The organism is uncultured Olegusella sp., assembly GCF_947253395.1.
GTDB lineage: Bacteria > Actinomycetota > Coriobacteriia > Coriobacteriales > Atopobiaceae > Olegusella.
This window is the reverse complement of the sequence record NZ_CAMXYY010000001.1, coordinates 34,753-58,782: the sequence shown is the minus strand read 5'-3', so window position 1 is coordinate 58,782 and position 24,030 is coordinate 34,753. Positions and strand designations below refer to the sequence as shown.

19 protein-coding genes and 2 tRNA genes are annotated in these 24,030 nt (G+C 50.4%); 6 read left to right on the top strand and 15 right to left on the bottom strand.

Translation table 11 applies throughout. The features are described 5' to 3' along the window. Positions 1 to 81: 81 nt before the first annotated feature. Together Q0X25_RS00255 and Q0X25_RS00250 are read left to right on the top strand one after the other, a co-directional pair. Positions 82 to 1,227, top strand: coding sequence for a response regulator receiver protein (locus Q0X25_RS00255; RefSeq protein WP_298578201.1), 1,146 nt, complete (start codon positions 82 to 84; stop codon positions 1,225 to 1,227). After that, positions 1,224 to 2,213, top strand: a complete 990-nt coding sequence (locus Q0X25_RS00250; RefSeq protein WP_298578199.1) for a hypothetical protein — start codon at positions 1,224 to 1,226, stop codon at positions 2,211 to 2,213. The genes Q0X25_RS00255 and Q0X25_RS00250 overlap by 4 nt, the downstream gene beginning before the upstream one ends. Before the next feature lie 50 nt (positions 2,214 to 2,263). On the opposite strand, the gene Q0X25_RS00245 is transcribed toward Q0X25_RS00250, so the two are convergent. Continuing rightward, positions 2,264 to 2,515, bottom strand: a complete 252-nt coding sequence (locus Q0X25_RS00245) for a hypothetical protein (RefSeq protein WP_298578197.1) — start codon at positions 2,513 to 2,515, stop codon at positions 2,264 to 2,266. A 155-nt stretch (positions 2,516 to 2,670) separates the two neighbouring features. Between Q0X25_RS00245 and Q0X25_RS00240 the strand changes: the two genes are divergently transcribed. Next, positions 2,671 to 2,745: transfer RNA gene (locus tag Q0X25_RS00240), tRNA-Glu, on the top strand. A 56-nt stretch (positions 2,746 to 2,801) separates the two neighbouring features. Here Q0X25_RS00240 and Q0X25_RS00235 read toward each other — a convergent pair. The 5 genes from Q0X25_RS00235 to mfd form a co-directional block, all read right to left on the bottom strand. Beyond that, positions 2,802 to 2,886 (bottom strand) — tRNA-Leu (locus Q0X25_RS00235). 90 nt (positions 2,887 to 2,976) lie between these two features. Continuing rightward, positions 2,977 to 3,987 carry a phosphatase gene (locus Q0X25_RS00230; RefSeq protein ID WP_298578195.1) on the bottom strand — a complete coding sequence of 337 codons (1,011 nt, stop codon included), beginning with the start codon at positions 3,985 to 3,987 and terminating at the stop codon, positions 2,977 to 2,979. Continuing rightward, on the bottom strand, positions 3,987 to 4,835 hold the full coding sequence (locus Q0X25_RS00225; RefSeq protein WP_298578193.1) for a septum formation initiator family protein: 849 nt from the start codon (positions 4,833 to 4,835) through the stop codon (positions 3,987 to 3,989). The genes Q0X25_RS00230 and Q0X25_RS00225 overlap by 1 nt, the downstream gene beginning before the upstream one ends. 172 nt (positions 4,836 to 5,007) lie before the next feature. Beyond that, the gene (gene mazG, locus Q0X25_RS00220; protein ID WP_298578190.1) at positions 5,008 to 5,943 is read right to left on the bottom strand and encodes a nucleoside triphosphate pyrophosphohydrolase; all 936 of its coding nucleotides are present in this window, start codon (positions 5,941 to 5,943) and stop codon (positions 5,008 to 5,010) included. Positions 5,944 to 5,978: 35 nt separating this feature from the next. Next, complete coding sequence (mfd, locus tag Q0X25_RS00215; RefSeq protein WP_298578188.1) at positions 5,979 to 9,464, bottom strand: transcription-repair coupling factor; 3,486 nt, start codon at positions 9,462 to 9,464, stop codon at positions 5,979 to 5,981. Between the two features lie 61 nt (positions 9,465 to 9,525). Here mfd and Q0X25_RS00210 point away from each other — a divergent pair, with 61 nt between their 5' ends. Further along, positions 9,526 to 10,473 carry a YitT family protein gene (locus Q0X25_RS00210; protein WP_298578186.1) on the top strand — a complete coding sequence of 316 codons (948 nt, stop codon included), beginning with the start codon at positions 9,526 to 9,528 and terminating at the stop codon, positions 10,471 to 10,473. 117 nt (positions 10,474 to 10,590) lie between these two features. Here Q0X25_RS00210 and Q0X25_RS00205 read toward each other — a convergent pair whose 3' ends face one another. The 6 genes from Q0X25_RS00205 to Q0X25_RS00180 form a co-directional block, all read right to left on the bottom strand. Beyond that, positions 10,591 to 11,433 (bottom strand): phosphatase, encoded by an 843-nt coding sequence (locus Q0X25_RS00205; RefSeq protein WP_298578184.1) that lies wholly within the window; start codon positions 11,431 to 11,433, stop codon positions 10,591 to 10,593. A gap of 41 nt (positions 11,434 to 11,474) precedes the next feature. After that, a complete protein-coding gene (locus Q0X25_RS00200; protein ID WP_298578182.1) occupies positions 11,475 to 12,665 on the bottom strand; it encodes a pyridoxal phosphate-dependent aminotransferase in 1,191 nt (396 codons plus the stop codon). A 105-nt stretch (positions 12,666 to 12,770) separates the two neighbouring features. Further along, positions 12,771 to 14,708, bottom strand: a complete 1,938-nt coding sequence (gene ftsH / locus Q0X25_RS00195) for an ATP-dependent zinc metalloprotease FtsH (RefSeq protein WP_367270361.1) — start codon at positions 14,706 to 14,708, stop codon at positions 12,771 to 12,773. 127 nt (positions 14,709 to 14,835) lie between these two features. Beyond that, entirely contained in the window at positions 14,836 to 15,387 is a 552-nt protein-coding gene (gene hpt, locus Q0X25_RS00190; protein WP_298578178.1) for a hypoxanthine phosphoribosyltransferase, read from the bottom strand. Positions 15,388 to 15,419: 32 nt separating this feature from the next. Continuing rightward, positions 15,420 to 16,934, bottom strand: a complete 1,515-nt coding sequence (tilS, locus tag Q0X25_RS00185; RefSeq protein WP_298578176.1) for a tRNA lysidine(34) synthetase TilS — start codon at positions 16,932 to 16,934, stop codon at positions 15,420 to 15,422. A gap of 196 nt (positions 16,935 to 17,130) precedes the next feature. Next, entirely contained in the window at positions 17,131 to 17,556 is a 426-nt protein-coding gene (locus tag Q0X25_RS00180; RefSeq protein ID WP_298578174.1) for an Hsp20 family protein, read from the bottom strand. A 261-nt stretch (positions 17,557 to 17,817) separates the two neighbouring features. Here Q0X25_RS00180 and Q0X25_RS00175 point away from each other — a divergent pair, with 261 nt between their 5' ends. Then, on the top strand, positions 17,818 to 18,270 hold the full coding sequence (locus Q0X25_RS00175) for a hypothetical protein (protein ID WP_298578173.1): 453 nt from the start codon (positions 17,818 to 17,820) through the stop codon (positions 18,268 to 18,270). Positions 18,271 to 18,341: 71 nt separating this feature from the next. On the opposite strand, the gene Q0X25_RS00170 is transcribed toward Q0X25_RS00175, so the two are convergent. The 3 genes from Q0X25_RS00170 to clpB form a co-directional block, all read right to left on the bottom strand. After that, positions 18,342 to 18,584: a hypothetical protein gene (locus Q0X25_RS00170; protein WP_298578171.1), complete on the bottom strand. Its 243-nt coding sequence runs from the start codon at positions 18,582 to 18,584 to the stop codon at positions 18,342 to 18,344. Between the two features lie 12 nt (positions 18,585 to 18,596). Then, a complete protein-coding gene (locus Q0X25_RS00165; RefSeq protein WP_298578169.1) occupies positions 18,597 to 20,018 on the bottom strand; it encodes a PASTA domain-containing protein in 1,422 nt (473 codons plus the stop codon). A gap of 107 nt (positions 20,019 to 20,125) precedes the next feature. Beyond that, positions 20,126 to 22,732: an ATP-dependent chaperone ClpB gene (clpB, locus tag Q0X25_RS00160; protein WP_298578167.1), complete on the bottom strand. Its 2,607-nt coding sequence runs from the start codon at positions 22,730 to 22,732 to the stop codon at positions 20,126 to 20,128. A gap of 318 nt (positions 22,733 to 23,050) precedes the next feature. Between clpB and Q0X25_RS00155 the strand changes: the two genes are divergently transcribed. After that, positions 23,051 to 24,025: a type I phosphomannose isomerase catalytic subunit gene (locus Q0X25_RS00155; RefSeq protein ID WP_298578165.1), complete on the top strand. Its 975-nt coding sequence runs from the start codon at positions 23,051 to 23,053 to the stop codon at positions 24,023 to 24,025. Positions 24,026 to 24,030: the final 5 nt, after the last annotated feature.

Sequence of the window (24,030 nt, the reverse complement as noted above, 5' to 3'; positions counted from 1 at the left end):
CTACCGAATACTTCTTGATTTATATAAATGTACAAGGAATAGTAGTCATGTTGACTAGAATTTGCATCTGAGAGGGCGGAAATGTCATTTGATGCCCATGCCGAAGACTACCAGAGATTAAAGCTGCACTTGGCACAAACACTCAATTCTGCAACTCCTACAGAAGTGCAAAAAGCATACGACAACTTTGACAAGCAGTTCGTGCAATCGCGAGACGCTATTTTCCAAACTGACAATGACCGCGCCTTTAATCTTGTGGCACGCGCAGCAACGTTGATTGACCGTCAGCTCCCTTTTTCGGAAGAACAGCATGCGCACGAGATTATCGACCGCGCACACGGCCTGCTTGCCGAAGCGGTGTCACTAGATCCGCACAACGCTGATGCTCGTCGTATGATTGCCGCCTCTGAACAACCAGGATTTGCTGCCTATTACCAGTGGCTTGATGCTGGAGAAGCTCAGGTGCGTGAGCAATGTCACAAGCAGCGTATACACGCTGGGGACAACTTGCCCAAACCTTTGTGCGAACTCGCAGAACATCTGGCAATGCGCCCATATTTCCGCTGGCTCGCAACCATGGCATCCCAAGCGGTCATCTGTGGACGCAATCGTGAGGCACTAAAGCTTTGTGCTAAAGCACTGGATGCCGACCCGCTCGATATGGGAGACGTGCGCTGCACTGCAGCTATCGCTTTTGCAAAGCTTGAGGATTCTAGAGGCTTTGCTGCACTTGAACAAAGCTTTATCGCCACACCCCGTAACGCTGACGGACCCAACGCGTGGCTCTCTCTTGGTCGAATGGCGCTCGCATACAAGCAGTGCGACTTTGAAACAGCTGAATCCGAACTTCAACATGTCATAACTACCTATCCGCATGCAGCCGCGACCTTTATTCGTCAGCATGAATTGCCCGATGGCGTATTTGCACGACTGCCCGTAGCTCCTGGCAGTGAGGATGAGCTGATTGTGGCGCTATCCGAAGCAACCGTACTTCTACAAGAAGGACGCGAGCAGGGCGCACGCGGACCCTTTGGTTTGTGGCTAGCTGAAACAGCCACCGAAATGGCCCCCTCCTCTGAGACTGCAGAAATTGCCCAAGCGCGGCAGCAAGCAGAAGAGCGCTTCCGCATACTGAGCGATCTCGCTCATAACCAAGGCGACTCCAATATGAACAATTCGAGTGAGGGTAATGACAGCCCGCCTACACCCGAAGGAGGCCCGCTATGAAGACCCATGAAGAGTTGATTGCTCGTCTTGCTCAAAGACGCAGTGCCAAGCTTGGAAACCTCTCAAAAAGTGGATTTGAAGAGCTGCTGCGTGCCGTCCAAGCAAAGCCCAAATCTTTTATAGATGATCCCCGCGATGAAGCATTTTCAGTATTTGTCGATGCTCTTGAGCGCTACGAAAAATCTGCTGAGAATGCTGATTTTATCGATGCGGACGATGCGTTCTTTGCTGCGCGCAGCCGTAGGCTCAATCGCCTTATCGCCGACTGTAATCGTGCGATCGCCCTTGATGAAAACTGCGCAGACGCCTCTTTGTGCAAGCTGCTTGCACAAGACTTACCGGGTGATGATCTCATCGAACAGCTCTTTATATTGCGCCAGAATCTAGCGCATAACATAGAATCTGAACCACTTCTTGGCCCTCATGATGATAGTGAGGATGTCTGGGACAACGTGTTTACACATGGCATGTTGAGGGTTCAATCGGCTCTTAGTCGTGCGCTTTTTGATACCGCACGCTACCGCATGGCTGAAGATGCCTGTAGACAATTACTTGATATGGCACCGAGCGATATGCTTGGCGCACGCCATACCTGCGCGCTGATCCTTGCCCGCCTCGAAGATGAGGATGCGTTTGAGGAGCTTGATGTTCACTATGGTCGCCATGGCGATTCATGGTCACATCTTGCCCGTGTGATATTGCTCTTTAAGCTCAATCGAATTTCTGCAGCAAAACGTGCGTTGCTTGGTTACTCAAAGCTCGTTGAGGGTGGTGCTTATGCGCTTTTGCGCCCTGTGCTGGTAGATACCTACATTCCTGACCGTCCCGAGCTTCCTGCCTGCAGCTTTTCGGAGGCAACACTAGCCACACACGAAGCAGATCCCATCATTGTAGATACACCAGATCTAGTACCTTGGGCAGAAGAAATCCCGCAGATAAACTCTGCTGCTCGTAATTGGGCTGAGCAAAACGATTTTGACTGGTGAGTATTTACACAAGCGGTGGCGCCCGAACAAGAAGTTAACTACCCCTCAATTTACATTCCCGTGCGCTTTCGCCACTCTTCACGGAACTCCTCAACCTCTTCATCTGTCGTGCGGTGTGTTGGAGTTAATCCTTCTTTGCGGAATTGTTCGCGGATTCTTGCATGGTTTTCCTTGTTTTGCTTTTCCAGCATTCGATTAAAACGATGATTCCGAATTGCCCTATATATGAAATAGGGACTAATCAAAATCACACCGACGATTCCAAGAATGCCCGTCCATGCAAGATACTGTACATATGTCATAAGAAATCACACCTTTGAAAATCAGTGCTTATTCGTAAAATCATTTTAGTCAATCTACACAAATGCTAAAACTCACATTGAAAATACTGGGGCAAAAAAATCTTTCATTCCTGTACTACCAGTACAGCGACGTGCATGGTATACTCTTTGACCGCGTCCCCATCGTCTAGCGGTTAGGACACCGCCCTTTCAAGGCGGCGACACGAGTTCGAGTCTCGTTGGGGGCACCATTTTTGCACTGCTTACCGCCTCCGGGCGGTTTTTTATTTTAGCGTGTGTTTTAGACTGGTAGGGGCGGTGGGACTCGAACCCACAAGACCAAGGTCGGCGGATTTTAAGTCCGCTGCGTATGCCAATTCCGCCACGCCCCCATATATACAAGAACAACACCTGAGGCAAAAGTTGTGTGGCAGATATTATAACAAGCCAAATCACAGAGTGAGTTCCAACTTTGCACAGATTTAGTCGAAATGAGTAAAGTTGGGTCTCCAACCCACAGCTATCGTCTCTTCTCGAATAGCTGCGTCTAGCGTCAAGGACATGCCAACAAGCAAATCTGATTCACTTACTGTCAATGTCTCACAGCCCGTCTGTTTCATCAGCTCGCTTATAGCAACGCTGCCCGCAAGAATAACTGGCGCACGCTTTGCTTGCAGACCAGGAAGCTGTGCTCGCTCTTCCACAGTCAGGCCTGCAAGTTTTTCCTCTAAAGCACAAACCTGCTGATAGCCAAGCTCACCCAAATGCACGCGCGCGCTATCGTAGGGTTCCAATTCAAGCGTCATTGCCAACAGCGAAGTCGCCGTACCACCACATGCAAGCAATTTTTCTGCCTGCAAATGTAAGGTATGTGCCTCTGCAATTACGGGTGCAAATTGTTCTGCGGCAAACTCATGCGCTGCACGCAAATCCTCCATACGAGCCGGCTCATGCTGGGAAAAATAGCGGTCGGTCAGTCTACGACAGCCCACGTTGGTCGAGCGCACCAGCCCCATATCAAGTCCCGCTGCCGACAACACTCCCCAAGCAAGCTCGGTTGAGCCACCGCCATTATCTGCTACCAATAATTTGTGAGCAAAAAAATCCTGCGCAACACCCAAGAAGGTCAGTTGCCCTTCAACTTCACCGGGAATCACTTGAGGAAGAAGACCCAAGGCCTGTAGACGGTTCAGCAGCTCGTCAGAGTTGTCCGCATCACGAGCAGCACTCGTAAGTGTGCACACCGCCCACTCTGCCCCAGCCTCTTGAGCTGTCGCAACATAAGCGGCAATACACTCACTTACATGATTGATAGCTGCAGAATCTAGCCTACCTGTCTTATCCACTCCCACACCAAGGTTGACAATGGTAGATTGCTTGGTGAGCGAAACTACACGCCCCTTGTGCACTCGAGACAAAGCCAGACGCGCTGTCACCGTACCGATATCAATAACTGCCAACAGGCGATCAGCAGTATCCCCATCTGTAGCCATTAGCCTAAATCCTCCCTGTGATACTGGAAGATAAAGTCGAGAAGTTTTTGCTGAAAAGACCTCGTATTGGTGGTTTTGGTCTCCTCAGTTGGCTTGCGCGCATCCTGTGCACTTACGGTCTCGCTGCTTTTTTTGCTATCACCACTGCCATCTAGGCCCTCAACCACAACACCCGTTTCGCCCTGATTGACATAGCCGCGCTTGCGCGCTTCGTCCTCAATACCTTCGCTTGTTTGTAGACGCTCAATATCACCCAACAACTCACCGTTTTTATCTTTGAGCTGCGCGTAGTGCGCTTTGAGATCCTCCTGAGTACGACGAGCCACATAATAATCGCGCAAGGGAGGATACACCGCAAAGAAAAGCAAGACAGTGATTGCAAGTGCAATACATCCTTTAATGCGTCTGGGCGTTGCCGTCACAAAACCAACAATACGCGCAAGAATACTCTGTCTTACAGAAACGCGCTCTTGGCGCTTTTCTTGCCTCAAGCTCTGCTCTGCTCTCGCGCTACGACGCGCAGGCGCACGCATATCGCCCTTGGAACTCATGCCCGAAACACCCGAATGAGGAGTATCCGTCTTGTGTTTATGGAAGAAAAGAGAGGGCCTAAAACCCACGCCAGAACGTTTGGAGCGTTTTGACTGGGACGTATTAATAACCTCACCAGGCAAAATACGACGTGGCCCCTCGGACGGAAGTTCGTCGAGCGAGATTGGATCGTTCCGTGTAGGAGTTTTTTTAGACTCAGCCTCGCGCTTCGCCGCTGCACGGCGCGCGCAATCACGCTCGTAAGGATTCGAACTGCTGTAACGCAATCCGGGTAGCTCGATATTGCCCTGGCTCATGTCTGCTGCTTCGTTTCTGCATCGTATTTGACCAGCCGTCGCGAAATTCGTAACTCGCGATATGTTCATTATGCCGCAGCCACACGCCGTATTGTGACAAAGTTGAAAGACTAGACCATTTTTCCAAGCTCACACCAAATCAATCGTCACAATATGACAAAGGAAAGCCATACTATGTTCGCTCTTCTTGTTTGCTCTGCAACCAAAGATCCTCAAGTTGAGCAGCAGAAAGCTCAGAAATATCCTTGTCATTAGCTGTCGCAAGTTCTTCCATGCAAGCCCAGCGACGGCGAAACTTGCGATTGGAAGTGGCAAGTGCTGACTCAGCATCAATACCCTGCCAACGCGCAACGTTTACCAATGCAAAAAGCAAATCGCCAAATTCCTCAGCAGCAGCATCGCTTCCCTGCTCTTCCGCCTCAAACTCTGCGCGCTCTTCAGCTACCTTATTCCAGACACCTGCCAAATCGTTCCACTCAAAGCCAGCCTTTGCCGCTCGTTTTGAAATCTTTTGAGCTTGCGCAAGTGCCGGTAAGCTCATCGGCACAGAGTCAAGGAGGCCTTGCTTCGCGTCAGCCTCCCTAGCTGCTGCTCGTTCATCTTGCTTTACGCGATCCCAGATATCGAGTACTTTTCCTGCAGAATCCACCGCACCCAGTGCCGCTGCATCGCCAAAGACATGAGGATGACGGCGTATCAATTTTTCGTTGAGCTCACGACACACATCATCAATATCAAAAAGGCCGCCATGACCACCCGACATACCACCGTCCGCGGCAATCTGTGCGTGAAGCAAAACTTGTTCGAGCACATCTCCCAGCTCTTCGCGCAGATGAAGCTCATCATCATCCTCGATGCATTGCACTGCCTCGTAAGCTTCTTCGATCATATTGCGCGTGATGGAATGATGCGTTTGCACCTTATCCCAAGGACAACCATCGGGCTGGCGCAATCGCCAAATCATGCGCACAAGACGGTCGAATTGTGGATGTGTCGTGGGAGCACCTTCGCGTGCGGCAATCTGTTCATCAATAGTCTTTGCAAGACCAGCACTATCGTCAGCGATAAGAGCTGGTCTTTGCACACCTTCTCTGTGTTGCTTTGTCATAGCTGCCTCTCTATATGCGGATACGTTACGCGATGCTATTGCTCGTCTTCTTCTACGTCATCATTGCCACCAACCGCTTCAAGTACACCGAGTGCAGCAGGCATAACCTGTTCTTCCGACTTGTGGAAGGGGTAGACGAGTTTGTTCGTCTGGGGATAATACAGTCCGCGACGCTCACGCACACGCAGTGACATTTCGCGACTCAGCTTGATGCCGATATAAGTCAGCTTGCTTGCTGTCAAAGAAACCGACGTTACGCCCAAGCGCGACGCGCGGATACGAATGCGCGCGCGGTCAAAAAGATTTTTTGCTGCCAGTGGCATTGCGCCGTAGCGTTCCTCAAGCTCAATTTGCAGCTTATCGACCTCAGCCAATTCTTCAGCGCCTGCCAGTTTGCGGTAGGTCAGTACACGACGATCAACCTCAGGCAAATATTCTTCTGCCAAGAAGTAATCCGCAGACAAATTGATAGCAACGTCGGATTGAGCAAGATTCTCTTCGCTCGTCTCGCCCCGCGCTTCAGCAACGGCCTGGCTGAGCATCTGTGTAAAGAGGTCAAAACCAACGCTCGATAAATTACCATGCTGCTCTGCACCCACAAGAGAGCCCGCACCGCGAATCTCCAAGTCACGCATGGCAATTTTCATGCCGCTGCCAAGTTCTTGATACTCATTGATGGCGGTGAGGCGGTCAGTCGCCTCGGGCGTGAGGAGCTGCTCAGGCGGAAACATAAAGTAGGCATACGCCTGAGTATGTCCGCGTCCAACACGGCCTTTAAGCTGATACAACTGTGCCAAGCCTAAGCGCTGTGAGTCTTCGATAATCAAGGTATTGGTATGTGGATTATCAATACCGCTTTCGATGATAGTTGTCGCAATAAGAACATCAATGTCATGCGCTTCAAACTCCATCATGACATCTTCAACCTTAGAAGCTGTCATCTTGCCATGCGCCACACCAATGCGCGCCTCGGGCGCTGCTTCCATCACACGAGCAACCGCATCATCAATAGTATGCACGCGATTTGATACGTAATATACCTGTCCCTTGCGTGCCATTTCCTCACGTATTGCCGCTGACACTAGATCGGGATCATACTCCCCTACGCTCACCATAACGGGCAGCCTACCCGGAGGAGGTGTCATGATAAGACTCATATCACGCACGCCACTCATCGCCATTTGCATCGTTCTTGGAATAGGCGTAGCCGAAAGCGTGAGCACATCAACTTGTTCTCGCAGGTTTTTGAGCTGCTCTTTGTGTTGAACACCAAAGCGCTGCTCCTCGTCAATGATAACAAGGCCAAGATCATGGGGATTAACATCTGCCGATAGCAGACGATGCGTACCGATAAGCACGTTGACTTTGCCCTCTGCAAAGCCTGCTATGGCACGGCGTGTCTTTGCGGGAGTCACAAAGCGCGATAGCACGCACACATTCAGATCAAAGGGAGCAAAGCGAGCAAAGAAGGTCTCGTAGTGCTGTTGCGCCAAAATCGTCGTAGGACACAACACCATGACCTGCTTGCCATCTTGGCAGCACTTAAATGCAGCTCGCAAAGCAACTTCAGTTTTGCCAAAACCTACATCACCACACAGCAGGCGGTCCATCGGACGATTACTCTCCATATCCGCTTTGATGTCAGCGATGGCGGATTTTTGGTCGGCTGTCAGTTCATAGGGAAAATTCGCTTCCATATCAAACTGCGCTGGCGTATCTGGTGCAAAGGAATAGCCCGCAACGGTTGCGCGACGTGTATAAAGATCCACCAAGTCAAAGGCGAGCTTTTTTGCTGAAGCGCGCGCCTTGTTGGTCGCACGACTCCAGTCAGCGGTATTAAGTCTTGTCAAACGTGGAGATGCGCCGTCGGCACCTACATAGCGTGTCAGACGATCAGCTTGCTCTATAGGCACAAACAACAAATCGCCTGCTGCATATTCCAGGCGGAAGAAGTCCGATGGTGCGCCAAAGTCGCTTCTGCGCTCAATTGCAGCAAAAAGCGCAATACCATGGGTTTCATGCACCACATAGTCCCCTGGCTTAAAGGGAAAGCTCACTTCAGTAGGATCGATATGCCGGCTGCGATGACGCTTGCGTTTGGCTATACGCGAGCTTAAGTCAGACACAGAAAGTAATGCGAGACGAGCCGAGGGCAATACAACACCCGCAGGCACAGGTGCATCAATAAAATTCACCATGCCAGCCTTGAGTGGGCGGGCTGACGCGTTGGCATCAGGCGACTCTACTGGCACTTGATTTTCGGAGTCAGCACCAAGTGTTTCACAAAAAGCAATATGCTCTGCCGAGAAGGTTTGCTTCAATGCTTCGCGCGCACGGCGATCAGGCATAGCAAAAAGCACCGTACTGCCGTTGTTCAGCAACTCGCGAACACGACCAAGCAAACGCGTATCTGTACCTGCGATGCCAGGTTGCTTAACTTCAATCTGGGCGGTTACCGTACCTCCCGCACGAAGAATAGACGAGAGTGACAAGCGTTGTTGCTTACCAAAATCTAGGTCGCGCGGCGCGGTATAGAGTTCGGAAATATCAATACGCTTGGCATTGGCTGTGGCACTCACCTCTTCATAGTTACGCATACAGTCGTCAAACAACGCGCGAGGCTCCGCAAGAACCACCAGCATATCTTTGCTCATATGCTCCAGCGGACTGCTCGTTTTGCCGTAAAGCTGGGGAAGATAACGCTCGAGCGTCGGATCAGCCGCACGCTGCTGGATGAGTTCCAAATCAGCAGCAATATCGGTTGAATCTTGTGCAGCGTTATAGAGTGCGCGACTCGCATTGGCAACCGTTCGGTCAGTAAGTGCCAACTCGCGGCATGGTACGAGCGTCACACCCTCGAGTTCACCAATGGTTTGACCTGTTGAGGCCACCATACGACGCACACGGTCAATCTCATCACCAAAAAATTCAATGCGTACAGGGCTCGTAGCTTGGGCGGGAAACACATCAATCGCATCACCATGCGCATAAAAAAGACCTGGGGTATCAACTTGCCCTGCTTCTCCAGCATCGGAATAGCCCATGCTCACAAGAATGCACGTGGCCTCACTAAACTCGACTTCATCCCCGATATCAAAGCGTGCGCTCGCAAAATAATCCGAACCCTGTGGTGGCACACGACGAAGTAAGGCATGTGCACTCGCCACCACAAGGATCTGCTCGCCCAAAGAAAGCTTGGCTACCGCTTGGCAGCGCGCAGCAATTACTGCTTGATCGGGCTGCTTGTCAGACCAGGGATAATCGCGCCGATCGGGATAGCGCAAAACACGCTCTTGTCCCAACCAAGCGGCAAGCGAGCGAGCGGCAAGGTCAGCTGCATCCTCACCTGGCACTACAAAAAGACAGGGCCTTGGATTTTGCGCCCATAGCGCTGCCACCATCAAGGGGCGTGCAGACTGCGCAAGCGCAAGCGTTGCGTCATGACCAGCGCACAACTCCTGCAGAAGAGGTTTTAATTCAGGGGCAGCCAAGAGCCGCCGAGAAACTCGATTTATTAGCATAAGAACATGGTACCATTCGACGAAAACAGGGATAGGCAGGGCAACAGAAAGGGATGCGATCTTGAGCGACAAGCTCACCGATAAGGCACTAGAATTTGCGCGCTATCGAAGCGTGCGCAGAATAGTCACTGGCATTGCTGTTGTATGTTCTGCTCTACTTCAGGCTTTTGTATTGCAAGTATTTCTCCGTCCTTCAGGGCTTTTGTCCAGCGGCTTTACGGGGCTTGCGATTCTCATAGACCGCATTGCTGCCTTGGGCGGTTTTTCCTTTCCAACTTTTGTGGGTATGATTGCGCTCAATATACCCGTGGCTTTTATATGCTGGCGACACATTTCACATCGTTTTGTTATTTTTTCAAGTATACAAGTCATCCTTGCATCAATGTTTTTGCAATTGCTGCACTTTCAGCCCTTGATGAGCGAAACTGTGCTTAATGTTGTTTTTGGCGGCGTGTTATACGGTCTCTCTATCGCAGTTGCCCTGAAAGGTGGTGCATCTACTGGCGGTACTGATTTTATTTCTATGCTGGTGGCAAAGCGTACCGGCAAGACTATTTGGTCTTATATTTTTGCTGGTAATTGCCTTATGTTGATGATTTTTGGATGGCTTTTTGGCTGGGAAAACGCAGCGTGGTCCATCGTGTTTCAGTATCTTTCCACCCATACAATCTCAGCTTTTTATCATCGCTACGAACGTGTGACGTTGCAAATTACCACTCGATTGCCTATGCAGATTCTTGTTGCCTACCAATCGCGCTATCGTCATGGCGCTTGTGTGATGAATGGCTACGGTGGTTATTTGCATAAAAAGATGTGGATGATTACTACCGTAATTTCAGCCTATGAGCAAGACGAAATCATACATCTCATCCGGACAGTCGATCCTCATGCCGTAATCAACGTTATGCGCACTGAAGCCTTTGTCGGAGGATTTTATCGCGGCTCAATTGACGAGCCTGTACCTACCGCATTGCCTCGCGATGATGGTGAGGTCACCATTGAGGGTTAAGAGTAATCAGGGATTGCGAGTCTTGCTGCCTCACAATCCCAAATGCGCTTTTTGCTCAATTCTGCTCTGGAAAGTTTGTCGTTGGTTTCTATGGATCTGCGTCAGCCTCAGCCTCTTTTATGCAGGCGGAATAATGGTGCCCGCCAATGCAAGGCCCGCATCGCTCAATGCCTGCTCAAAAGCTTTGGCCGAACGTGTTGCAATCAAGTCAGCTGGAAAATCAATCTCATCTAAAAGCAGGGGGGCCTGCTGCAAACGACCCACGTTATAGGATATGTGTGCGTCAGAATTGACCGCAATCTGCACGCCCATCTCAGCGCAACGCTCAGCAATCCTGCGGCAATTGTCGCGCACATAAGGGTCGTAATATGCAGCAAAGCTATGCTCATTGATTTCAATGAGCTTGTGCAAATCGTGTGCCACCGTCAGGAGCTCGTCAACATCAAACGGCACTCCTGAACGGCCGGTATGCCCCAAGATAAAGACTTTGGGATCTTCAAGTGCATGCACATACATTTCTGTTGTCTGTGCGATACTCGCATTTTCGGTAAAGACTTTGTTATGTACGCTGGCGACAACGTAGTCGCACTCCTCAAAGACGTAGTCCTTAAGGGTTAGCGGCTCAATAGGGGCATCAACTATGTTTTTGTCATAGGTCGTATCCCAACCAAATAAGTGACCTTCAAGGTCGACAATATCTGCTTCGCAGCCGTGCAACAAACGCACGCCATGCCAGTCACGCGGCCAACAATGAAAATTGGCGAAATACTGGAAATTGCGCATATTACGGTTCTCAAACAGCATGTCCGAAAAATGCTCACTGATGCCGAGTAGTTCCAAGCCACAATCAGCTGCCGCACGCACATTTTCCTCGACTGTCGAATAGGCGTGACGGGAGTAGACAGTATGCGTGTGCACATCACAAGCATAGCGTCGCTCCTGCGTAGATAAAGCTGTCATACGTACTCCCCCTTGATTTTGCTCGCATGACAATCGCTAACTTACCAGTCCTGCTCGTAACTTTCCTTGAGCTGCTTCCAAGCAGGCATCGAATTAACGATGGTTTCATAGCTAACGCAATACCCTAAACGCACCCAGCCCTTGCAACCAAAACTCGTGGAAGGTACTGGCAACAGTTCAAAGGATTTTGCGCGCTCAAAGAAAGCTTCATCATCAGGCTCTAGCGCCTGAACCCATAGATAGAAGGCTCCTTGCGGCTCGATGAAGTGATAGCCCAGCTTGGAAAGACCTGAGGTAAGGGCAACACGATTTTTTGTATAAACATCAACATCTGCAGGCAGCTCAACACAATCTGCGAGCACGCGCTGGAAAAGCGATGGCGCACAGACAAAACCCAACTTGCGACCAGCTCCAGCTATTGCAGACACAAGACAATCGTGATCGGGATTTGATTGAGGCACATACACCCAACCAATACGCTCTCCTGGCAGTGATAACGCTTTGGAATAGCTGTAAGCCACAATGGTGCGCTCATAATAGCCGGGGACCCAAGGCACCATAGCACCATACACAATTTCGCGATAAGGCTCATCGGAAATCAGATATATTGTGCTGTCATACTCCGTCTCTTTGCGTCGGAGTACGCCTGCAAGGTCTGCAAGATTGTTGGCAGAATAAACTGAACCCACAGGGTTATTGGGTGAGTTGATAAGTATTGCTTTGGTTCGAGGCGTAATAGCTGCATCTACTGCCACAGTATCAATTTGGAAGTTTTTTTGATTTGCAGGAACCTCGATACACGTCGCACCTGCAGTCTCAATCCACACGCGATATTCGGGAAAATACGGAGTGATTACGATAACCTCATCACCCGCGTTGACTACCGCATGCAGGCTCAGCGTTATTGAGGCTGCAGCACCACAGGTTAGATAGAGATCAGCAGCGTCAGCCGTGCATTCGTAGCGACGCGCAAGAAACTCAGCAACTTTTTTTCGCACAGATAGCAGGCCGTTGCCCGGAGTATACCCATGCAACTGCATGCTTGGGAGCTCAAGTGCGCGTTCAATCGAGGCTCGTACCTCAACAGGAGCGGGAGCTGAAGGATTGCCCAGTGAAAAATCAAAGACTTTTTCGGCACCAATCTTTGCCTTGCGGGCAGCACCATATGCAGCAATTTCGCGGATAGAAGATTTGGAGGCACCAAACGAGTAGCTTTGTTGGTTGATAGACATGCAATTCCCTTCTGACGACGCATGTAACTACCATTGTAGCCCCTTTACTTTGTGCTGCCAGGTGCCTTGGCTTTGTGCTTAATACCCTCACGAAGCTGGGATTATTTACGTAGACACAGCTGTGCTTGTGCTAGGTCCACAATCGGGCTCAGAGGTTGAAGGGTCTGCGACAGCAGTTTCTTGAGCGGAATACTCATCCCAAGTCCCTGCCAAAAGTGCATCCAGCACAGGACCCTCAACTGTTTCACGCTCCAACAAAACCTCAGCCATTTGATCCATCTGTTTGCGACGAGCACTCAATACCGCGGTTGCACGATCGTGTGCTTCGCGCATGATGCGCTCCACCTCATCATCAATACGCTTAGCTGTTTCCGCAGAGTAGTCCTGCTTGTCAGCCAAATCACGACCAAGGAATACCTCATGTTGAGCCTCGCCAAATACCTGAATACCAAGCGAATCACTCATGCCATAACGCGTTACCATGCTGCGCGCAAGCTTGGTTGCACGTTCAATATCATTGCTCGCACCTGTCGTGATGTCATCACAAAACAGCTCCTCAGCAGTACGACCGCCAAGCAATGTTGCCAAGTCATCCAGCATGGCATTACGCGTCTGCAAGAAGTGGTCTTCCTCAGGAAGCTGCATCGTATAACCCAGAGCCTGACCACGGGGAATAATCGTAATTTTGTGCACGGGATTAGAGTTTTCCAGTACATGACCAACCAGTGCGTGCCCAGACTCATGATAGGCAATGGTTTTACGCTCTTGTTCGGTCATCACACGCGTACGGCGCTCGGGACCAGCAATAACACGCTCCATGGCTTCCTGAATTTCTGACATACTCACGTGCTCTTTGTGTAAACGAGCAGCAAGCAGAGCAGCTTCATTCATAAGGTTGGCCAAATCAGCCCCTGAAAAACCTGGAGTCAGCTTTGCGATGCGTTTGTAATCAACATCTTGAGCTAAGGGCTTATTAGCGCCATGCACACGCAGAATTTTTTCGCGACCAACGACATCGGGCCTATCCACCGTCACCGTACGATCAAAACGTCCTGGGCGCAACAAGGCGGGATCCAAAACATCGGGACGGTTGGTCGCAGCAATCAAAATAACTGCGGTATTGTCCTCAAAGCCATCCATTGCCACCAACAGTTGATTTAACGTCTGTTCGCGTTCGTCGTGTCCGCCGCCTAGGCCAGCGCCGCGCTGACGTCCTACCGCATCAATCTCGTCGATAAATACAATGGCGGGGGCTGCAGCTTTTGCCTGTTTGAATAGGTCACGCACGCGACTTGCGCCGACACCCACAAACATCTCAACAAAGTCCGAACCTGAGATGGAAAAGAAAGGTACACCCGCCTCGCCAGCAACTGCCTTGGCAAGCAGGGTCTTACCTGTTCCTGGAGGCCCCACCAGCAGTACACCATGGGGAATCTTGGCACCCATTTTTTGATAACGCTCGGGCTCTTTGAGGAAGTCGCGAACCTCTTTTAGCTCCTCCACCGCCTCATCAATACCTGCCACATCACTAAACTTCGTCTTGGGTCGTGACTCTTCTGTAGTGAGCGCTTTGGTCTGGCCAAATTGCATGGATTTGCTATTCTGGCTGGCAATTTGCCTCATGAAGTACACAAAAACTAGCACAAGGGCAGCCGTTGGCAACGCTGACACCAAAATCGTTTGCAACAGGGAGCCATCACTTGTGTCAACCTTAAATTCCACTTTGGGATGCTTTTCCATCAGATTGTTCAGGCTGTCAGCACCCACGTAGTAGCTCTTAAACTGACTCAGTTCCTTGGTGTTACCTTTAGACTTTTTGTTGGAATGATACTTGCCAGACAGACTGCCGTCCGCCGTCTTGTAGGTAACCTCAACGACACGCTCTTCCTTTACTGCAGCCACAAACTGACTGGTAGAAAGTGTTTCTTCTTTTACTGCGGACCGCAGATTATTAAACATGCCAAAGGCAAGATATGCGCAAAAAGCCAACGCAACAATAAGATACGCAGGACTTATGCGACGGCCATGACGCGGGTCGGGCATCCCATTAAACGGATCTTCTGGAAGGTTTGGTTTACGCGGATCGTCAGGGAAGTGATTTTCGGACACGAATAAATCTCCTTACTAAAACGCACTCGGAATATTGTCCCAGCGCGTCCCAATGGTAAAGCTAGTCGCCATAGACCTCGGGTTTGAGCACACCAATATAAGGGAGGTTACGGTAGCGCTCAGCAAAATCGAGACCATAGCCAACAATAAATGAATCGGGCACATGGGTGCCGACATAGGTTGGAGCAACCGCAGGCTTTTTGCCCTCAATATCCTTAACCGCAAAGGTGGCCACACGCACGGATGCTGGATTGCGCGACTGCAGCATGCGAATCAGGTAGCTCAGCGTCAAGCCAGAATCCAAAATATCCTCAACAATGAGAACATCACGGCCTTCGATCTTGGTATCGAGGTCCTTAACAATGCGTACAACGCCAGAGGATTTCACGCCATCGCCATAACTTGACACAGCCATAAAGTCAACCGACAGCGGGCACTCTATTGCACGAATCAAATCAGCGGTAAAAACCACCGCTCCACGCAACACAGCCACCAACAAGGGATTTTTGCCCTCATAGTCTTTAGTAATCTCGGCCCCCATGCGGGATACGATAGTACGAATATCATCCTCGGAAAGCAGAACGCTCTCAATATCAGGATGTTGCTCCGCCATGATTTCCTCCTTTGGCATGTGGTACTGCCACCCTAAACCTGACCACTCGGCAAGTCATCTGTTGCAATAATGTCCAATTCTAGCAGCTCACGCGTATGAGACGTACAACGGACACGCTCATCCGCCCGTATACCCGCAATCCAAACAATCTGTCCTCTCGGACCCGTGCGCAAAATTGGCACACTCGCGCGATCTGCTGCTGGAATCTTTGCTTCATTAAGCAAATCAGAAAGCTTTTTTGACTGCCCATGCATTCCCAAAGGACAAAGCACATCCCCTGCACTTGGTGCGTCTACCCAAAGGCGTCCACCCCGCTCAGGATCGACCCCGCAAGCAGCAGCATCTAACAGCACTGATGCACCGGTCCATTCTTTTCCATGCGCGCGCGCCAAAGCAACAGGATCCCCGCCGCGCGGAACTGTGGCAAGTCGGGCCACCAGCGTACGCCCATCTGGCAAGCTCAAAATGCCACGCGCATCAGGCGCTGTTGTGATGACATGCGGAGATGGGACCTCCAACCACGCAGCAAGCTCACCGGCTGCCTTTATACGCCGTGTCCTTACAAAGAGCAGACCATATTCCACGCGGGCGTCAATACCTTCTACTACCTGAACAGAGCCGCTGCCCGCAGCGACCAACTGCAAAAGCGCGCTCACGTGTCGCGCTTCAACACGCGCGCTGGGCGCCAAACGCGCGATAAGCTGTTTGACCACACGGCGTGCAATGACCACCTCAGATGCTGCAAGTCTTCCTGCATCAAGCGCAACCATGCCGTCAGCCTGCCTCCGCGTCAATTCGCGCAAAGCTCGTGCAGCCAGCTGGGTCAAATATGCATCCTCATCAGACAAAATATCGCAGGTCGCAGCCAAAGTGGTACTCAAGCGGGCATTTCGCTCCTTTGCCACAGGCAATAGCACGTGCCGTACATAGGAGCGCAAATAGCGTGTGTCAGCATTAGTCTTATCCTCACGCCAAACAATCCCCCGCATAGTCAGCAGATTGCACAGCTCATCATGCTCAAAATCCAATAATGGACGCACGATGCGATTACGCCTGCGCGGAATAGAGGCAAGACCTGCTGGCCCTGTCCCACGCAGCGCATTCATAAAAAATGTTTCAGCACGGTCATCTGCAGTATGAGCCGTCAAAATTCGAGCAGCCGATCGAGGGGTTCCAGCCTTATCCGATAGCATATTGGCAAGCTCTGCCGCTGCTGCATAACGCAACTCACGACCTGCATTTTCTACATTGCCATCCCCCACTGCAGCGAGCGCCGCAACATCAGCACGTCGCACCGTACAAGGAATCCCATAGCGTAAGGCCAGATCACAAACAAACTCTTCATCCTCCTGCGCATCGATACCGCGCAATTGGTGATTGACATGCAGCACATGCAAACGTTCACGCGCAATATGCGCCTTGCCCCGTCCATCAGCTATATCAAGCGTAGAATTTGCGGCCAACACAAGCAAAGCGGTTGAGTCGGCACCACCCGAGACCATAAGCACCACTGGCGCCTTTAAATCGCTGAGCTCATCTTTCGACATAGGTACCCCTTGCGTGGCGCCCCGCTTTGGGATGATATCTGTATATTTACTCGCAACGCTTGGCATCAACTCAACCTTTCTGCGCGTGGAAATTCTAGTCTACTGAACTCCTTGCGCACAAAAAGCTTTACGCAAAAGAAAACGGCCCGAGACCAAATCTCGAGCCGTCCTAGCACATTCAGCGCCTTATCAGCATCTAGTCAATCGAAACCTTGGTAACGTTGTTTTGCTCGACCTGCTTGGGCACATTAATTGTCAATACACCCTCGGCGAGCTTGGCGCTAATGCCTGCGGTGGCTGCGTCCTTAAGATAGACCCCGCGGGTTGCATGCCACTCGCTTGTTTCCTTGTGCAGATAGTTCTTGGTCTTTTGCTCATCAGACTCTACATGGTTTACCGAAACCGAGAGACGTCCTTCATTGAGCTCGACATCCACCTCGTCCTTCTTTACACCAGGTACATGAGCAGTTACAACATACGCTTCGCCGGCATCCTCAACGTCCATCTTGAACACACCGTCATCGGAAATTGTGGGCATCTTAAAGAGCTCATCCCAATCGCCAAACGGCCACATTGAGCGTGCAAGCCTGTTGTAATTGTTGTAAGGAATCATGCTCGTCATGACAATCACTCCTTTTTTACGTGCGACACGGCATGTGCTGTGTCTTTGCTTGTCATTAGTAAGTATTCCCAGAATAGAGTTCCTTATACCTATAGACAAAGGTTTTCTTATCTCCATATACGCAACAAATCTAAGTCTCTCTATATCAGATATTAGAATATATCTTGTGAGGGCTTTACGCGGAGCAAGAATTTTGGCTCATTACTGCGTTAGAATGACGATGATTCAGCAACGTCGGAATTCACAGCAAGAAGGACGCATATGAGCGACCTCGAACAGATTCCCACCAACACACCCACCCCCGCTGACAAGCGGCCATCTACTCCTGCCGCAGCCAACAAGCAGGCATCAGTGCGTCCTGCCTATGTCCGCCCTCGTAAACCTCATATCACTCAAGATGCTATCGACGATCTACGCCAAGACGATGGTTTTAGCGGAAATGGCAGTTATACGCACGACTCTAATATTACCGTCAGTGGGACAACGCCTTTTGCGGGCCGTTCTTATCGACGCTCACGCGCAGATATTGGCAAGCTCAAGCAGGACTCACATTACGGTCAGTACCTACAAATTCCCAAAGGCAGGCGCTCAATTTTTGTATCCCGTGAGCGCGCTCGTCGCCGCAATTCAATCATTGCGATGACCCTTATTGTGCTGGCTTTGTTGGCTGTCATTGCCTTTGCCATCAAACTAATTTTAAGCAGCGTTCACTAAGTACATCTTTTGCTGTCGGTGCTTAAGCAAGTCTTCTGAAAGAGATGGGGATATGGCGCTCTTTCGACCCGCTAACGCCACGGATCGCTTTGGAAGAGTGGTTCGGGTTCAGCTGGCCTATCCGAAAAAGGGTCATATCCGTCATCATCTTCGTTTTCCGCACGTAGATAGCAAGAATGTTGCTCTTGGAATGAGGACGCAATGACCCGAGAAGCAGACTGTGCAACAGAGCTGATCGCGTGCTTTGACATCGGTTCTGTGGCAGCCGTTTCAAGCTGTATCCCAGCCACTTCACGTTCTTTTTCGTCTGTCATTCGCCAGCCCTCCTATGCGTACATATCGACATAGGCTGCAAAATCGCAAATTTTGCCGCCATTGCCCGACATGTCGTAGTCACCATACAGGCTCGTGGGTGCATAGGTGACCACTACGCGCACTTCATCGGAGTCTTTCTTGACCTGAGCTATCAACACCGTCCAGGTATAATCGCCCTCTGTGCCACTCATACAACTAAATTTACGGCCGTCCTTCTTTGGCAAATCTTTAACCTTAGACGGCAGGGTTATTGTATCTTCAGTACAGCTTGCACTTGCACTGCTTAGTCCGCATTCAGACATGACAGCATAGATTGCATCACTGCCTAAGCTCTTTGCCGAGCTTGGAATCTCCGAAGAGGCATACTCGTAGCGCACGCCGCTAAAGTCGGCACCACCAGAAACGACATCTCCTTTCGAGACATGGTTTTTATTGACGCCGCCAGCCTCGCCGTGCCCACCGTCTTTGGAACCAGACGCATCAAAGTTATGGTCAAAAGGATCGGAACACAGTCTCAGATTTGACTGTCCATTGGAATACAGTGCCTGCGCATCGCCGCGAGCATCTATGTAACCGCCCTTATAAGCAAACCCCTGCATACCTAAAAACTCTGCAACATCACTCGGGCGATGGCGAAAATATTCCGCAAATTGCTTAATACCTGAGGGATAAGGATAAGACACACTCAGTGTAACCTTGGTATCTCCCTTAATCTCACTGCCTGCTTTAGGCTCAGTTGCAACAACACTGTGACCGTCTTTGTCTGATTTGACATAGTCTTTCTTATAAGCAATACCCATGTCATCAAGGGCCTTCATGGCTTGCTGTTCGGTTTTACCTACAAGATCGGGCAGCGTACGTGCCGTCGCGACAGTCAACTTAATCTCCTGATCGGAAGTAAACGCTGTTCCTGCCTTTGGCTCAACCGCCAATACCCTACCTGCTTCTTTTGTAGAGGGTTGGCGTACAACTTTTATGTTGTTTGCACCAGCATCTTTAAGCTTTTGCTGCGCATCTTCCAGCCTCATGTCCACAAGCTCGGGCATCACGCGAGCTTCGCCAACCCAGATAGTCACCTCGGTGCCTTTTGCATGACGCTCACCCGCAGGAGGCATCTGCTCTACAACTAAACCAACGCCCGTATCGGTAACTTTTGTTTTTTCGTTTACCTTAAATCCCAAGTCAGCAAGCTGTTTTTTTGCTTTGTCAACTTTTTCATGGCGCACCGAGGGAATGGTATGGCCACCCCAAAGCTCTGCTCCATACGAAACAAAAGCGACAGTTGCAGCCAAAAGAACAGCAAGGAGCGAAAAAGCCACGGCCAAACGCTTGTGAGACTTTGTTCGCTGACGCTTGGCTTCGGCCTCAACCGTAATATTGTTTACCTCGTGAATATGGGGGCGCACTGTTGTCTCATCATTGCTGTTATTCATTTTGTGCCTTCACAAATCGAGCCGCAGTCCGAATAGCTGCCATTTGACAACTATAACCGAGCTGCGGCTCTATCGCATAGCAGAGCATAGCTAGAACAACACAGAACTTAAGATTTTGCGCTATCTCCCAACTTTTGTGCGACCAGTTTGTCGCCCTCACCTACATCTATTTGCACGGTATCGCCCTCATGGAGCTCGCCTGCAATAATAAGGTTTGCAACGTTATCAACTACCTGTCGCTGAATCAAACGCTTCAGGGGGCGCGCTCCGTAAATCGGGTCAAGGCCGTCAAGTGCTAACGATCCAACAGCGCGCGGAGTTAGTTGCAGCGTAATACGTTCGTTTGCCAAACGCTCACGCACGTCAGCCAATTGGATATCAACAATTTTTTCAATATCATCCAAGCCAAGTGCATGGAACATCACCACATCATCAATACGATTGAGGAACTCTGGTCTAAAGGTTGCACGCAAAGCTTCAGTAACCTGACGCTGTATCTCCTTAGGATCAGTAGTCGCATGTGCCTCAGCAATAAACTGACTTCCCACGTTACTTGTCATGATAATGATGGTGTTTTTAAAGCTCACCACACGACCCTGTCCATCAGTTAAGCGCCCATCGTCGAGCACCTGTAACAACACGTTAAAGACATCAGGATGGGCCTTTTCCATCTCATCGAGCAAGATAACTGAGTATGGCCGACGACGCACTGCCTCGGTGAGCTGACCACCCTCGTCGTATCCCACATATCCAGGAGGCGCACCAATCAAGCGCTGGACGGAGAACTTTTCCATATACTCGGACATGTCGATACGAACAAGTGCACGCTCATCATCAAAGAGATTTTTTGCAAGCGCCTTTGCTAGCTCAGTTTTACCCACACCTGTCGGCCCAAGGAAGAAGAAGCTGCCAATAGGCCTATTGGGATCAGCCAGACCCGCACGGCTACGACGCACTGCCGCAGCAACTGCAGATACTGCTTCATCTTGACCAACAACACTCTTATGCAGTTCATCTTCTAGATGCTTGAGCTTATCCATCTCGCCTTGCATCATCTTTGATACAGGCACGCCAGTCCAGTTGGAAACCACCTCAGCAATCTCGTCAGTGGTCACTTCCTCTTTAAGAAGGCCGCCAGATTCTTGCTTGGAGGCAAGTGCTTGTTCTGCTTCTTCGTATTGGGCTTGGAGCTGCGGAATCGTGGAGTAACGCAGTTCAGACGCACGCGCCAAGTCACCCTCACGAGTTACCCGCTCCATCTCGCTGCGCGTAGATTCAATTTGTGCTTTGAGGTCCTGCACACGGTCAATCGCCACGCGCTCGTTTTGCCAATCTGCTTTGACACTATCAAGTTTCTCGCGTGCCTCAGCGATCTCGCGGCGCAGGGTTTCCAGACGCTCTTTGGAAGCGGCATCCTCTTCCTTCATTAACGCCTGTTCCTCGATTTGCATCTGAGTAAGCTGACGTTCCTGCGCATCGATATCTGCCGGCATACTATCGAGCTCCATGCGCAGGCGACTTGCAGCCTCATCCACGAGGTCAATTGCCTTGTCGGGCAAGAAACGCTCTGAGATGTAGCGGTTAGACAAATCTGCTGCTGCAACTAAAGCTGCATCGGTAATACGCACACGGTGATGCTGCTCGTAACGCTCTTTAATGCCACGCAAAATCGAGATGGTATCTTCCACAGTTGGCTCAGACACCAACACCGGCTGAAAACGACGTGCCAGTGCTTGGTCCTTCTCGATGTATTTACGATACTCATCAAGCGTAGTTGCCCCGATCGCATGAAGTTCACCACGAGCAAGGGCGGGCTTCAAAATGTTGCCTGCATCCATGGAGCCTTCGGTCGCACCAGCACCCACGATGGTATGGAGCTCATCGATAAAAAGAATGACCTGTCCATCACTCTTTTGTACTTCTTTGAGAACAGACTTCAGACGGTCTTCGAATTCACCGCGATACTTTGCCCCTGCTACCAGCGCAGACATATCAAGCTCAACAAGATCTTTGTCCTTGATAGTCGAAGGTACATCTCCCGTAACAATACGTTGAGCCAGACCCTCAACAATGGCGGTTTTACCAACACCAGGCTCACCAATGAGCACAGGATTGTTCTTGGAGCGGCGGCTCAACACTTGAATCGTGCGGCGAATCTCCTCAACACGACCAATCACAGGATCAAGTTTGCCCTGACGAGCAAGGTCGGTCACATTGCGTCCATACTGCTCGAGCGCCTTGAGTTGGGGTTTTGAATCCTGCGAAGTCACCCGCTCATCCCCACGCAGCTCATCATACGCAGCACGCACACGCTTTGCCGTCACTCCCGCTGTCTTGAGCACAGAACCAGCGGTGTCACGGTCATCGCAAAGCGCGATGAGTAGGTGCTCAGTTGTTACATAGGAGTCACCCATTTGAGAGGCGAGTTTCTCGGCAGCATCAAGTACTTTGAGCAAATTATTACCAATGCCCATCTGACCACCAGCACCAGTCACTTTGGGTTGGCGTGCGATAGCATCGTTGACTACAGATTCAAGTTGTGTCGGATCAACGCCAATACGCTCAACAATTGCTTTCAAATTTCGTTCATTGGAGTCAAGTAAAGCCTTTAGCAGATGAATCGACTCCATCTGACCTGCATTTGCATCCGCCGCAATACCCATCGCTGCCTGCAGCGCTTCTTGTGCACTGACTGCCCATTTATCAATTCTCATACGAGCCTCCCTCTTGCCTTGCACCTACCTCAGCTGCGACTCTTTTTAAGCTGACGTCAGCTCTTGGCACGCACTCTGGCACCTCACTGTTTATTGATGACAGTCTTCCCACTCAAACAGCTTCCTAATCAAATCTAAGTCTCTTTATATAAGATTTTCTAAACTCAATAATTTAGCTTTGTGGATTCCGTCTTGAGCATATTTCTACTTTTTATAAAATGCGCTACCGTGAAGAGGGAGCGTACACATGAGCGACCAGCCTCCTTGGCAAGCAAAGCTCTGTAGCCCAGTTTTAACACGGCTGATAAGGAGTAAGCAATGCAGGAAATGATTCGTCTAAGACCAGCGTTGGTAAGCAAAATCTGGGGTGGCACACGCCTTGGTAGTCCTGCAGCTGGACAGGACAATTATGGAGAAGCATGGACTCTTTCTGCTCGCAATGATTATCCCAGCATCGTGGCTACAGGCAGTGATACGGGCAAAACCTTGGTCGAATATCTTGCTACACACCCAAACGCCGCTGGTAGCAACGCTCATGTTATGGAAGCCTTCCCCACGCTCATCAAATTTATTGATGCCGCAAGCCCTTTGTCAATTCAGGTACATCCTGACGATGCTTATGCTCATAGCCACGGTATGCCCTATGGAAAAACCGAAATGTGGGTCATTGTTGATGCCGACCCTGACGCCTTTCTCTATCTAGGCCTTCGTGAAGATATGACCCCTGACGAGTTTGCTGCAGCTATTGCCGATAACAGTATCGAAGACAAGCTCAACCAGGTACCCGTCAAGCCAGGCGATGTCTTCTTTATCCGCGCAGGCTTGCTCCATGCAATTGGTGGTGGCATTTTGCTTGCTGAAGTACAGCAAAATTCCGATACCACGTATCGCGTTTACGACTTTGGTCGTGTTGATTCTCACGGCAAGACGCGAGAACTCCATGTCCAGCAGGCAAAAGAAGTCGCTTTGCTCGAACAGCCTGGCTATTTAGGTGCGCCTGTGCACCCCAGTGAAGTCGCTGGAGGCACTCGACAACTCCTAGGCCAAGGCACGTGCTTTCGCACCGAGCGCTGGATTTTAAACGATACCGCAGAGCTTCCCATCACCGATAAAAGCTATGTTGCATTGATACTGCTTAACGGCAATGCTCAAGCCAAGCTAGGCGAGCAGATTGAGCATATAAAGGCTGGTGAAACTTGGTTTATACCTGCAGGTAATGCAACTGTGCACGTCACACCTACGGATGGCGTCTGCACTCTACTGTCTGTATGTGTTCCCTCACAAGAGGCATAGTTCTG

Coding starts and splice junctions, on each gene's coding strand:
- Q0X25_RS00200 (WP_298578182.1), bottom strand. CDS start 12,665: ATGTCTATCAACCAACAAAGCTACTCGTTTGGTGCCTCCAAATCTTCT.
- Q0X25_RS00225 (WP_298578193.1), bottom strand. CDS start 4,835: ATGAGCCAGGGCAATATCGAGCTACCCGGATTGCGTTACAGCAGTTCG.
- Q0X25_RS00165 (WP_298578169.1), bottom strand. CDS start 20,018: ATGAATAACAGCAATGATGAGACAACAGTGCGCCCCCATATTCACGAG.
- hpt (WP_298578178.1), bottom strand. CDS start 15,387: ATGGCGGAGCAACATCCTGATATTGAGAGCGTTCTGCTTTCCGAGGAT.
- Q0X25_RS00170 (WP_298578171.1), bottom strand. CDS start 18,584: ATGACAGACGAAAAAGAACGTGAAGTGGCTGGGATACAGCTTGAAACG.
- mazG (WP_298578190.1), bottom strand. CDS start 5,943: ATGACAAAGCAACACAGAGAAGGTGTGCAAAGACCAGCTCTTATCGCT.
- Q0X25_RS00180 (WP_298578174.1), bottom strand. CDS start 17,556: ATGACGAGCATGATTCCTTACAACAATTACAACAGGCTTGCACGCTCA.
- mfd (WP_298578188.1), bottom strand. CDS start 9,464: ATGCTAATAAATCGAGTTTCTCGGCGGCTCTTGGCTGCCCCTGAATTA.
- Q0X25_RS00245 (WP_298578197.1), bottom strand. CDS start 2,515: ATGACATATGTACAGTATCTTGCATGGACGGGCATTCTTGGAATCGTC.
- tilS (WP_298578176.1), bottom strand. CDS start 16,934: ATGTCGAAAGATGAGCTCAGCGATTTAAAGGCGCCAGTGGTGCTTATG.
- clpB (WP_298578167.1), bottom strand. CDS start 22,732: ATGAGAATTGATAAATGGGCAGTCAGTGCACAAGAAGCGCTGCAGGCA.
- Q0X25_RS00175 (WP_298578173.1), top strand. CDS start 17,818: ATGAGCGACCTCGAACAGATTCCCACCAACACACCCACCCCCGCTGAC.
- Q0X25_RS00230 (WP_298578195.1), bottom strand. CDS start 3,987: ATGGCTACAGATGGGGATACTGCTGATCGCCTGTTGGCAGTTATTGAT.
- Q0X25_RS00255 (WP_298578201.1), top strand. CDS start 82: ATGTCATTTGATGCCCATGCCGAAGACTACCAGAGATTAAAGCTGCAC.
- Q0X25_RS00155 (WP_298578165.1), top strand. CDS start 23,051: ATGCAGGAAATGATTCGTCTAAGACCAGCGTTGGTAAGCAAAATCTGG.
- Q0X25_RS00205 (WP_298578184.1), bottom strand. CDS start 11,433: ATGACAGCTTTATCTACGCAGGAGCGACGCTATGCTTGTGATGTGCAC.
- Q0X25_RS00250 (WP_298578199.1), top strand. CDS start 1,224: ATGAAGACCCATGAAGAGTTGATTGCTCGTCTTGCTCAAAGACGCAGT.
- ftsH (WP_367270361.1), bottom strand. CDS start 14,708: ATGCCCGACCCGCGTCATGGCCGTCGCATAAGTCCTGCGTATCTTATT.